The 11691-nt window shown below is 61.6% G+C and carries 11 protein-coding genes; 6 read left to right on the forward strand and 5 right to left on the reverse strand.

Going from position 1 to position 11691, the window contains the following annotated elements; genetic code table 11:
- The first annotated feature begins 32 nt into the window (after positions 1 to 32).
- Complete coding sequence (locus tag U862_RS0104225) at positions 33 to 1952, forward strand: alkaline phosphatase D family protein (protein WP_025109248.1); 1920 nt, start codon at positions 33 to 35, stop codon at positions 1950 to 1952.
- Positions 1953 to 2078: 126 nt separating this feature from the next.
- On the opposite strand, the gene U862_RS0104230 is transcribed toward U862_RS0104225, so the two are convergent.
- Positions 2079 to 3251, reverse strand: coding sequence for an aspartate aminotransferase family protein (locus tag U862_RS0104230; RefSeq protein WP_025109249.1), 1173 nt, complete (start codon positions 3249 to 3251; stop codon positions 2079 to 2081).
- Positions 3252 to 3353: 102 nt separating this feature from the next.
- Between U862_RS0104230 and U862_RS0104235 the strand changes: the two genes are divergently transcribed.
- Together U862_RS0104235 and U862_RS0104240 are read left to right on the forward strand one after the other, a co-directional pair.
- Complete coding sequence (locus U862_RS0104235; protein ID WP_025109250.1) at positions 3354 to 4259, forward strand: LysR family transcriptional regulator; 906 nt, start codon at positions 3354 to 3356, stop codon at positions 4257 to 4259.
- A gap of 54 nt (positions 4260 to 4313) precedes the next feature.
- Positions 4314 to 4718 (forward strand): GNAT family N-acetyltransferase, encoded by a 405-nt coding sequence (locus U862_RS0104240; protein WP_025109251.1) that lies wholly within the window; start codon positions 4314 to 4316, stop codon positions 4716 to 4718.
- 10 nt (positions 4719 to 4728) lie between these two features.
- On the opposite strand, the gene msrA is transcribed toward U862_RS0104240, so the two are convergent.
- The 3 genes from msrA to msrB are packed head-to-tail and all read right to left on the reverse strand — an operon-like array spanning position 4729 to position 7819.
- The gene (gene msrA / locus U862_RS0104245; RefSeq protein WP_025109252.1) at positions 4729 to 5433 is read right to left on the reverse strand and encodes a peptide-methionine (S)-S-oxide reductase MsrA; all 705 of its coding nucleotides are present in this window, start codon (positions 5431 to 5433) and stop codon (positions 4729 to 4731) included.
- A 15-nt stretch (positions 5434 to 5448) separates the two neighbouring features.
- Complete coding sequence (locus tag U862_RS0104250) at positions 5449 to 7257, reverse strand: cytochrome c biogenesis protein DipZ (protein ID WP_025109253.1); 1809 nt, start codon at positions 7255 to 7257, stop codon at positions 5449 to 5451.
- A gap of 43 nt (positions 7258 to 7300) precedes the next feature.
- Positions 7301 to 7819, reverse strand: coding sequence for a peptide-methionine (R)-S-oxide reductase MsrB (msrB, locus tag U862_RS0104255; RefSeq protein ID WP_025109254.1), 519 nt, complete (start codon positions 7817 to 7819; stop codon positions 7301 to 7303).
- A 151-nt stretch (positions 7820 to 7970) separates the two neighbouring features.
- Here msrB and U862_RS0104260 point away from each other — a divergent pair, with 151 nt between their 5' ends.
- The 3 genes from U862_RS0104260 (at position 7971) to U862_RS0104270 (ending at position 11022) form a co-directional block, all read left to right on the forward strand.
- Positions 7971 to 8681 carry a response regulator transcription factor gene (locus tag U862_RS0104260; protein ID WP_025109255.1) on the forward strand — a complete coding sequence of 237 codons (711 nt, stop codon included), beginning with the start codon at positions 7971 to 7973 and terminating at the stop codon, positions 8679 to 8681.
- Positions 8678 to 10198 (forward strand): HAMP domain-containing sensor histidine kinase, encoded by a 1521-nt coding sequence (locus tag U862_RS0104265; RefSeq protein ID WP_025109256.1) that lies wholly within the window; start codon positions 8678 to 8680, stop codon positions 10196 to 10198. Before U862_RS0104260 ends, U862_RS0104265 begins: the two co-directional genes overlap by 4 nt.
- Before the next feature lie 119 nt (positions 10199 to 10317).
- Positions 10318 to 11022 carry a hypothetical protein gene (locus tag U862_RS0104270; RefSeq protein ID WP_025109257.1) on the forward strand — a complete coding sequence of 235 codons (705 nt, stop codon included), beginning with the start codon at positions 10318 to 10320 and terminating at the stop codon, positions 11020 to 11022.
- 68 nt (positions 11023 to 11090) lie between these two features.
- On the opposite strand, the gene U862_RS0104275 is transcribed toward U862_RS0104270, so the two are convergent.
- The gene (locus U862_RS0104275) at positions 11091 to 11582 is read right to left on the reverse strand and encodes a RidA family protein (RefSeq protein ID WP_025109258.1); all 492 of its coding nucleotides are present in this window, start codon (positions 11580 to 11582) and stop codon (positions 11091 to 11093) included.
- Positions 11583 to 11691: the final 109 nt, after the last annotated feature.

Raw genomic sequence — 11691 nt, forward strand, 5'->3', positions numbered from 1 at the left:
GCCGGCTTGTGCGCCTTGAGCTTCGCCCCCGAATGTCCCCGATACCTGCTGACCTTAACCCGCTGCCTCCCGTTTTGGCCGGCCCGCTATTGCGACGACTGGAACCGACGCGGCTGGTGCTGTGGCTGGTCGGTACCCGCGAACTGGCGCTGACCCTGCGCCTGCAAGGTGTAGGAGACATTCCTCTCGATGCCGGGAAATGCACAGTCATCCCTGTAGGCAGCCAAGCATTTATCCATCTGATCGACGCTGCCCTCGACAGCGCCCTCCCCTTCGACACGCGCATCGACTACGACCTGCTGATCGATGGCCAGACGCCCATCGCCAACTGGGCGCCGCATTTGCTGTATGGAAACGCCCACTGTCCGAATCTTGTCGTGCGCTCGCGCATCAATCAGTTGCTGCACGGCTCCTGCCGCAAACCTCATCACCCGGCGGCAGACGGTCTGCTCTGTGTCGATCAGTTGCTGGCGGCAGAGACCGATCCGCAACAACGCGCCGCCCTGCTGATGATGAGCGGCGATCAGATCTACACCGATGACGTCGCCGGGCCGATGCTGCGAGCCATTCATAGTTTGATCGAACGCCTCGGCCTGTTCGACGAACACCTCGACGGTGCCGTGGTCAGCGACAGCGCCAAGCTCTATGAACACCCGGCCAGTTACTACCACCGTGCAGATTTGTTACCGGCGCTTGAGAGCAACGAGACATTGCGCGAGCGATTTTTCGGCGGCGCGCGCAAGCCGATTTTCACCAGCAGCAGCGCCGACAATCACCTGGTAACCTTCGCCGAAGTCCTGGCGATGTACTTGTTGGTGTGGTCGCCGGTTGCGTGGACGCTAATCGATCCGCAAGCCCCGGTCCTGACACCGGAGCGACTCAAGCGCTACACCCTCGAACAAACCCGCATCGATGGCTTCAAGGCCGGGTTGGGCAAGGTCGCCCGGGCGCTGGCGCACCTGCCGAGCCTGATGATTTTCGACGACCACGACATCACTGATGACTGGAATCTGTCCGCGCAATGGGAGGAAACCGCCTACGGCCATCCGTTCTCCAAACGCATCATCGGCAATGCCTTGATCGCCTACATGCTGTGCCAGGGCTGGGGCAACAATCCGGATGCGTTCAAGGATCTGCTGGAGGACACCCGACGCCTGAGCGCCAGCGGTGATGATCGCTATCTCGACAGCCCGGTGCAGGACGCGCTGATCGATGACTTGCTGCGCTTTCAAAACTGGCATTTCGTGTTGCCAAGCAGCCCCGCGCTGGTGGTGCTCGACACCCGCACTCGGCGCTGGCGCAGCGAGATGGTGCTCAAGCAACCGTCAGGGCTTCTGGATTGGGAGGCGTTGAGCGAACTGCAGCAGGAACTGCTCGATCACCCATCGGCGATCATCGTTTCACCGGCGCCGATCTTCGGCGTGAAGCTGATCGAAACCGTGCAGAAAGTTTTCAGCTGGTGCGGTTATCCGCTGCTGGTCGACGCCGAAAACTGGATGGCCCACCGTGGCGCAGCGCAGGTGATCCTGAACATCTTCCGACACACCCGCACACCCGGAAACTACGTGGTGCTGTCCGGCGATGTGCATTATTCCTTCGTCTACGAAGTGCTGATCCGACACCGCAAGGCCGGGCCACGGATTTGGCAGATCACCAGCAGCGGGATCAAGAACGAGTTTCCGAAAACCCTGCTGGAATGGTTCGACCGCCTCAACCGCTGGCTCTACTCGCCGCGCTCGCCGTTGAACTGGTTTACCAAACGCCGGCGCATGCGCATCGTGCCGTACACCCCGGAGCATGCCGAAGCCGGTGAGCGGTTGTGGAATTCAGCGGGGATCGGGCAGGTGTTTTTCAATACGCAGGGACAGCCGAGCGAGATCATTCAGCACAATTCGAACGGGGCGGTGAAGACGCGGATGCTGGCGCCGCAGTTGGCGGATTATCCGGACTGACACGACGCCTTTTTGAGTGTGTGAGCGGGCTTGCTCGCGAAAGCGTCTGGTCAGTCGACATGGTTGTTGAATGATCAATTGCATTCGCGAGCAAGCCCGCTCACACAAGGGCATATCGGTTGCTTGTCAGTGCGCGGCCAAGGCGCGAGCCACACCTCTGACAATCATCTCCACCTCCCGCTCATCAATCGTCAGCGGCGGCAGCAGCCGTATCGTCTTGCCGCGCGTCACATTGATCAGCAACCCATGATCTCGCGCTGCAATCAACGTCAGATCGCGGATCGGTTGCTTCAACTCGATGCCGATCATCAAGCCCTGCCCACGAATTGCCAACACGTCAGGATTGTCCGCCAGCTCGGCGCGCAGGCGGGTCAGTAGGCGTTCGCCCTGCACCCGGACGTTCTCCAGCAACCCCTGTTCCTCGATGATTTCCAGCACCGTGCAGCCGACTCGGCAGGCCAGCGGATTGCCGCCGAACGTACTGCCATGACTGCCGGGGGTAAACAGATTCGCCGCCCTGCCCCGCGCCAGGCAAGCGCCAATCGGCACGCCGTTGCCGAGGCCTTTGGCCAGGGTCATGACGTCCGGAACGATGCCTTCATGCTGGAACGCGAACCACTGGCCGGTGCGGCCGATGCCGGTCTGGATTTCGTCGAGCATCAGCAACCAGGCGTGCCGATTACACCGTTCGCGCAGGGCTTTCAGGTAGCCGGGCGGTGCCAGTTGCACGCCGCTTTCGCCCTGAATCGGCTCGACCAGAATCGCCACGATCCGCTCGCCATGCTGTTGCTGCACCTGATCCAGCGCCGCCAGATCACCGAAGGGCACTTTGACGAAATCCCCCGGAAGGTCGTTGAAACCCAGGCGCACCGCCGGGCCATCACTGGCCGACAACGTCCCCAGCGTGCGGCCATGAAACGCGTTGGCCATGACCACCACCAGCGGCTGTTCGATGCCTTTGCTCCAGCCGTACAAACGCGCCAGCTTCAGTGCGGTTTCATTGGCTTCGGCACCGGAGTTGTTGAAAAAAGCACGATCCATTCCCGACAGCTGCGTGAGTTTCTGCGCCAGCTGTTGCTGCCAGTCGATGCTGTACAGGTTGGAGGTGTGCAGCAGCATTCCGGCCTGCTCGCTGATGGCCGCGACAATGCGCGGATGCGAATGGCCGACATTGGTCACCGCCACTCCAGCGACGGCATCCAGGTACTCGCGACCGGCCTGATCCCACAGGCGCGTACCCAGGCCTCTGGTGAAGCTCAGGGCCAACGGTTGGTAGGTGTTCATCAGGGCGGCGGTCATGACTTCAAACTCCAGTGAAGGTCGGTGTGTTTGCAGTATGGTTAGCCACCAGAACTGGATAAACTCGGCAGAACTTCAATCATTTAAAAGCAGAGCTTGATAATGGATCTGTTGCAGGCGATGAGCGTGTACGTGAAGGTGGTGGAAACGGGAAGCATGACGGCGGCCGCGCTGCAGTGCGAAATGTCCACGACCATGGTCGGCAATCACCTGCGCGCATTGGAGCAACGGCTCGGCGTACAACTGCTGCAGCGCACCACCCGCCGGCAGCGGTTGACCGAATTCGGTAGCGTTTACTACCAGCGCTGCCTGGACGTTTTGGGTTTGGTGGCCGACTCCGAGCGTTTGGCCGAACAAGCCCTCGACGAGCCGCGCGGCCTGCTGCGTATTACCGCGCCGCTGACCTTTGGTGTCGAACGCCTGGCACCGGCACTCAGCGAGTTTTCCCTGCAATACCCGCTGGTGAAAATGGACGTGGTGCTGACCAACCGCCGCCCGGATCTGCTGGAAAGTGGCCTCGACGTGGCGTTTCGGCTGGGGCATTTCGAGCAGTCGAACCTGATCGCCCGGCCGTTGATCGACTACACCCTGACCGTATGCGCCTCGCCGGCCTACGTCGCCCGACGCGGCATGCCGATGACCCCGCAAGACCTGCAACAACACGATTGCCTGTCGTTCGCCTACCCCGCTGGCGACGACTGGCAATCGGTGGAAAAACGCTGGCGCCTCAGCGGCCCGGACGGTGAGATTCTGGTCGATGTCAGCGGGCCGATGCTGATGAATACCTCCGCCGGACTGCATCAGGCGGCACGCACCGGCATGGGCATCGTGATGTTGCCGGATGCGCTGGTGGAACAGGATCTGCGCGACGGCAAATTGGTGACGGTAATCCCCGATTACCAGCCCCCGAGCCGCCCGTTGCATCTGCTGTACGCGCCGGATCGTTATCGCTTGCCAAAGCTGCGGCGCTTCGTGGAGTTTGCAATGCAGACGTGGGGCCGGTCCTGATCCGGATGCTTTCGACTACGCTCCCATGATCGCCGACAAGGACGCCGCCATCTGATGAAAAACAACCTCACCGTACGCGAACTGTTGCCCACTGAAGTAGAGTCCGTGCGGCTGTTTCTTGGGCAGCACGGCTGGGGTCACCGAACAGGCTCCAGCGACCACTTCGCCCAACTCATCGAAAACTCGCAACGCACTGCCGTCGCGCTGAGCGACGAGAAGATCATCGGTTTCGCCCGAGGCATCACCGATGGCTTGTCCAACGGCTATCTGTCGATGGTTGTGGTCGACGACCAGCATCGGCGCGCAGGCGTCGGCCGCGCGCTGGTCGAGCAGGTCATGGGCGACAACCCCGACATCACCTGGGCACTGCGTGCCGGACGCGAAGGCGCGCAGGCGTTCTTTGCCAGTCTGGGGTTTGAAACATCGGTGATTGCCATGGAACGACCAAGGCTCAAGTAACGCGCCTGGATCACCCCCCGCTTTTCACCAACACCGGCTTCTCCTGATAACGCTGCGCAAACAACTGCTTCAACTGCGCGACCTTCGGCATATCGTTGATCACGATATACGGATAGGTTGGATGCTCGGTCAGGAAGTCCTGGTGGTAGTCCTCGGCCGGGTAGAAGCCGTTGTAGCTTTCCAGTTTCGTGACGATCGGTTGGCTGTAGGCATGTGCCGCATCGAGCTGGGTGATGTAGGCCTGCGCCACGCGTTGCTGGTCGGCGTTGACCGGGAACAGTGCCGAGCGGTATTGCGTGCCGCTGTCGGGGCCTTGGCGGTTGAGTTCGGTCGGGTTGTGGGCCACCGAGAAGTAGATCTGCAGCAGGCTGCCGTAGCTGACTTGCGTCGGGTCGAAGGTCACCTGCACCGACTCGGCATGCCCGGTGTCGCCCTCGCTGACCCGCTCGTATTGCGCCGTGTTCGCTGCCCCGCCGGCGTAACCGGAGACGGCTTTCTGCACGCCTTTGACGTGTTGGAAAACCCCTTGCACGCCCCAGAAGCAACCACCGGCGAACACCGCGGTTTCACTGTGCGCCTGAGAGGTTTCGTCGAGGGTCGGCGGCGGAATGACTACCGCGTCCTCAGCCCCGAAGGAAAACGCCGAACACTGACCGATCACCCCGGCCAGCGCGACACCCAGCAACCCACGCCGCCATTTGTTTTGAGTTTTCATGTTGCGCACTCCCGATCAGCCGAAGGTGAAGGCGTAGGCCGATACGCCCGGGTCAAGAAATTCGATGGTGAAGGTACGATCCTTCACCGCATCGGTTTGCCGCACCAGTTGGTACAGGCGCTGTTCAGTCACGCGGCCGCTGCCATCCGCAGCGACATCGACACCGTGGGCATCACCCGGCGCCTGTCCGTCAATCGACACTTTGAAACGCACCGGTTTGCCATCCGCGCCCGGCCCCAGCACCAGGTGCAGATCGCGGGCGTGGAAGCGGTAGACGATGCGACTGGCCGGCGCGCTGGCGGTGGCGCGCTCGGCACCGACGGCCCATTGGCCGCCGAGGCTCCAGTCATTCAGGGTCAGGTTGGCCGGTGGGTTATAGGTGGCGACCTTGTCAGGCACCAGGCTGGTTTGCGGTACGAAATGCTCCGCACGCTGGTAGCCGACATAGGTTTCCGGCGACAGCACCTGATGCATGTCCGGCGCCAGTTGCACCCCTTGAGCGTCGGCGTTGATCAAGCCGTCAGCGACGCTTTTCGCCCCGGCCTCACGCAACAACTGCTGGATGACCCGTTCCGATTCGGCGTAGTCGCCTTCGCCAAAATGATGGTAACGAATGCGCCCCTGGGCGTCGGCAAAGTAGTGCGCCGGCCAGTACTCGTTGTTGAAGGCGCGCCAGATCTTGTAGTCGTTATCGATCGCCACCGGGTAGTTGATACCCAACTCTTTCATGGCTTTGGTGACGTTGCCCACGTCACGCTCGAAAGCGAATTCCGGGGCGTGCACGCCAATCACCACCAGGCCCTGATCGCGGTACTTTTCGGCCCAGGCTTTGACATACGGCAGCGTGCGCAGGCAGTTGATGCAGGAGTAGGTCCAGAAATCCACCAGCACCACTTTGCCCTTGAGTGCCTGGGCGTCCAGCGGTGGCGAGTTGAGCCATTGCACGGCGCCATTGAGCGGCGGCAACTGGCCTTCGACCGGCAGCGTTCCCGGCGCCTTGTCGGCGATTTTCATCAGCGCGCCCGTGGCCTTCATGCTGTCGTTAGCCGCGTCATCCGTTGCAGGAATTTGCGCCATCATTGTCCCGTTGCCCGCGGCAGATTTGCCAGAGAGCTTACCGACCAGCGCTTGTTCAATCCCGCCAGTGGAAGCCGTCGACAGCCGTGCCAGCAGACCGGTATCCAGGCCCAGCGCAATCGCCGCGACACCCGCGAGCATTGCCGCGCCCAACCCACGCCGGATCCACTCCCCGGTGCCGATCGAGCGCTTCATCAGCGCAAACACCTTACCGCCCAGTAAAAGCGCCGCGGCCAGTGAAGTCGCGGCGCCCGCCGCGTAGGCGAGCAACAACAGCGTGGTGGCGATGCTTGCCCCTTGCAACGCGGCGCCGGTCAGAATCAAGCCGAGAATAGGCCCGGCGCACGGTGCCCAGAGCAGCCCCGTGGCGACGCCGATCAGAAACGACGCGCCGGGACGCGGACGGTTGTCCTGGCCGGCGGCCTCGGACAAGCGGCTGCCGGCCGACACCAGCGGCCGGGTCAGGCGTTCGGCGAGGCGCGGCAGCAGCAGCGTCAGCCCGAACAGTGCAACGAACAGCAACGCGAGCCAGCGACCGTACTGATTGACTTGCACCACCCAACCGCCGCCCACCGCCGCCAACGTGGCGACGAGGGCGAAGGTCAGCGCCATCCCGGCCAATAGCGGCAAGCCACTCTTGATAAACGGCTGCCCGGTGCGAGCGAAGACAAAAGGCAGAACAGGCAGGATGCACGGACTGACGATCGTCAGCACACCGCCCAGATAAGCGAGAATCAAGAGCCACATGGTGTCGTCCTGTAGAAAGTGAAAATCGAATAAGTGCCATGGCTCATGCCGCCACGGGCTTGAACGTCATCGCCAGGCCATTCATGCAATAGCGCAGGCCGGTGGGCTTCGGACCGTCGTCGAAGACATGCCCCAGATGCCCACCGCAGCGCCGGCAGTGGACTTCATTGCGCGACATGCCGAAGGAACGGTCCTGTCGCGTGGCCACCGCGTGTTCCAGCGGCGCCCAGAAACTCGGCCAGCCGGTGTGGCTGTCGAACTTGGTCGCCGATGAAAACAGCGCCAGCTCACAGCCCGCGCAGGCGAATGTGCCACCGCGATGCTCATCGTTGAGCGCGCTGGTGTAGGCCCGCTCAGTGCCTTCTTCACGCAGGATTGCGTATTGCTCGTCAGAGAGCAGTGCATGCCATTCGTTGTCGCTGTGGGTGACCTCAAACACCTCATCGGCATGGGCCTGATCAATCAGCGCGGTGCCAGAGGAAAATTTTGGCAATACACCCGCCACCAGGGCTGCAACCCCCAGCCCGCCGCTCGCTACGAGAATCTGTCGCCGTGAAAACATGGCCGTCTCCTAAAATTCCAGGTGCCTGTCATGGAACACAGCCTAGGCTTGGGTTGATCGCCAAATCCTCACGGGAAGTTAACGAATTCGTGATAACTCACCCCGAGGAAAAGCCGCACAATGCGCTCACTGCGCCGAAGGATTGAGCTTGATGGAACCGACCAGACGCATCCTCGTGGTCGAGGATGACCAACACATCGCCGACCTGATTTGCCTGCACCTGCGCGATGAGCATTACGACGTCGTGCACTGCGCCGACGGCGACGAAGGCATGCGCCTGTTGCAACAGGGACAATGGGATGCGCTGATCCTCGACCTCATGCTGCCGGGGGTCGACGGCCTGGAAATCTGTCGCCGCGCCCGGGCGATGGCGCGCTACACGCCGATCATCATCACCAGCGCGCGCTCCAGCGAACTGCACCGCATCCTGGGGCTGGAGCTGGGTGCCGACGACTACCTGGCCAAACCGTTTTCGATGCTCGAACTGGTAGCCCGGGTCAAAGCCCTGTTGCGCCGCGTCGACGCCATGGCGCGCAACCTGAAAATGGACGCCGGCAGCCTGAGCCTCGAGGGTCTGACCATCGACCCGATCACCCGCGACGTCACCCTCAATGGCACCCGTCTGGACCTCACGCCGAGGGAGTTCGACCTGCTGTATTTCTTCGCCCGGCAACCGGGCAAGGTGTTCTCGCGCATGGACCTGCTCAATGCGGTGTGGGGTTACAGCCATGAAGGTTACGAGCACACGGTGAACACCCACATCAATCGCCTGCGGGCGAAAATCGAAAGCGATCCGGCTCAACCGACCCGCATCCTCACCGTGTGGGGTCGTGGCTACAAATTCGGCACGGAACAACCATGAAACTGACCCTGTCGCAGCGCCTGTCGCTGGTGTTCGCCGTGTTGCTGCTGGTGTGCTGCGGCACCTCGGCATGGCTGCAGGTGCGCTCCAGCCAGATGCATGAACTGGAAGTCGTGCAAGGCCTGTCGCGGGATCTGGCACAGCACATCGCCCATGACACGGTGCTGATGGACAGCAACGGCCTGATGCCCGGTGCCGTGCGTGAGTTGTTCGGCAAGTTGATGCTGGTCAACCCCAGCGTCGAGGTGTATCTGCTCGACACCGAAGGGCGGATTGTCGGCAATGCCGCCCCCGAAGGCCGGTTGCGGCGCGAGAAGGTAGACCTCGCTCCGGTTCAGCGCCTGCTCGCCGATCAGCCGTTGCCGATCCTCGGTGATGACCCACGCAGCATCGACGGCCGCAAGGTGTTCAGCGCCGCGCCATTGAAGGTCAATGGCAAACCGGCCGGCTATCTGTACGTGGTGCTGCTCAGTGAAGAACACGATCGTTTCGCCGAACGCGGTGCGACCAGTGCCGCGCTCAACACGGCATTGTTGTCGATCGGTCTGGTCGCGCTGCTGTGCCTGATCGCCGGCCTCACGGCATTCAACCTGATCACCCGGCCATTACGCCGACTGACCGACACCGTCAGCCGTTTCGACATCGACGGCGCGCCGCAATCTGCGCCTGTTGCACCAACGGCTCTGGATAAAAGCGCTGACCCGGATGAAATTGCCGTGCTCGACGCCGCCTTCCGGCAGATGCAAAACCGCCTCGGTGAACAGTGGCGCTCGCTGACCCGCCAGGATCAGGAACGCCGCGAACTGGTGGCGAACATCTCCCATGACCTGCGCACGCCACTGGCCTCGCTGCACGGATACCTGGAAACCCTGTCGCTCAAGGACGCCACGCTCACACCCGAAGAACGCCGCCGCTATCTGGGCATCGCGCTGGACCAAAGCCGCAAGGTCGGCGGGTTGGCGCAATCGCTGCTGGAGCTGGTACGCCTTGAACACGGCTTTGTGCAGCCGGTGCTGGAGCGTTTCTCCCTGATTGATCTGCTACAGGACATCTTCCAGAAATTCGAACTGGCCGCCGAAGCCCGCCACGTTGAACTCAAGGCTGGCTTCGTGCCGAATCTGCCGACGGTCTGCGCCGACCTCGGCCTGATCGAACGGGTGCTGACCAATCTGGTGGACAACGCCCTGCGCCATACGCCCCCGGGGGGCGAAATCGAACTTGATTTGAAACCCCATGGCGCATTGGTTGAGGTCACGGTCAGTGACACCGGCCCCGGCATCGCACCCGAATTACGCGAAGGTCTGTTCCTGCGTCCGTTCAATATCGGCGGAGCGCGGCGCGATGGTGGCCTGGGGCTGCGCATCGTGCACCGCATCCTGCAACTGCACGGACGCGAGATTCAGTTGCTGGATGTTCCGGGGCGCGGCGCGACTTTTCGCTTCTCGTTGCCGACCGATCCGCAAACCGCCGAACAGTGGATGATGCGCTCGATGAATTCCGACACGCCGGGCAAATAATCCGCACCGCCGGCCTGTTGCTCCGTGACAACACCGCCGCGCTCCCCTAAATTAACCGGCCTGAAAAAGACCTCGCGCTTTCTCATCTCCACTCAAGTTAAAAAAGTAGTGAAATTTCAATGTCCGATTTCAACACCGCTGAATCCGTAGTCACCGAATCGTCCAAAGCGGAATACGAAAACTCCATCAATCTTTCACAACACCTTCCACAAGCCAAAATCATCAGCGAGATGGTGCTGGACGCCTTCCAGTCGACCCGCGAAAGCGACCAGATCCGTGAGCTGCGCGCCGCGATCCGTCAAGCGCACGACCGCTTCGATGACGACAAGGCCTACGAGCTGATGGGCCAACTCAAGGCTCTGAAAGACGCCGAAGCTGCCGACATCGCCGCGCTGGAAGACCTGAGCAGCAAGTTCTCGATCGGCCGCATCCTGTCCAGCTTCAAGGACGATCCGGCGTTCCAGGAAATCGTCTACGGCCTGGCCCTCAAAGTGCTGAACCAGACCCACCAGGCGATCAGCAACCCGAGCGGCGGCAAGAGCAAAACGGCCCGCGCCAAGAAAGAAGTCGAAATCTTCACCATCAGCAAGGACGGCAGCAGCGTGACCCTGCCCCTGCGCACTCCTCGTTCGCGCTTGAGCGTTGACCGTGAAGCGCTGGAGTTCCTCGGTTTCACCTTCGTCGGTGAGGGCGAAGAAGCCGAGCTGGAAAGCGATACCTTCGTCGACAACGCCGGCACCGAGCAGGCTGTAAATCGCAAGAACATCATCACCGCCCTGCAACAGCAGACCGCGTTCGATGGCTACAGCATCGCCGCGCAGTAAGCCCCGCACAGACGAAAAAGCCCCGCTCTGAGATTCAGGCGGGGCTTTTTGTCGGGCAACGCGGGGAGTCAGGCCTCCGCGTGTACTGCGGCGATCATGTCGACCTCAATTGCCGCGTTCTTCGGCAGCTGATACACGCCAACCGTGGTGCGAGTATGCCGGCCGGCATCGCCAAGCACATGACTGAAGACGTCCGATGCGCCGTTGGCCACTTCACTCAGGTCGACAAAGTCCGGGGTGGACTTCACATACACCGTGACCCGCAATAACGCCCGGATCTTGTCCAGCGAACCCACCGCATCGACGATCAGCGCCAGGCAGCGCATGGCGCTGATGCTCGCAGCGGCCTGGGCATCCTTGAGCGTCAGTTCCAGCCCTACACGACCCGGATACACAATCCTGCCATTGACCCTCGGCACCATGCCGCTGACGTACAACTCATCGCGATGGCGGATCAGCGGCGCGTAATTGCCGCCGGCGGTGTTCTCGCCATAGATGTCGTAGTTCAGCTCTTGTGCCAGGGCAATGAAGCGTTCATCACAGGTCATCCTCTCAGTCATTTCGCCCAGCCTTTTGATCGATGCATGAAGTATCGCGGAGTAGAACAGTTGAGCGCCGGGGGAATGGCATGACGCTATCACTGAAGGTTGGATCCAAATTTAGGAGGTT

The sequence above is a fragment of the Pseudomonas sp. H1h genome, from assembly GCF_000633255.1.
Lineage (GTDB): Bacteria > Pseudomonadota > Gammaproteobacteria > Pseudomonadales > Pseudomonadaceae > Aquipseudomonas.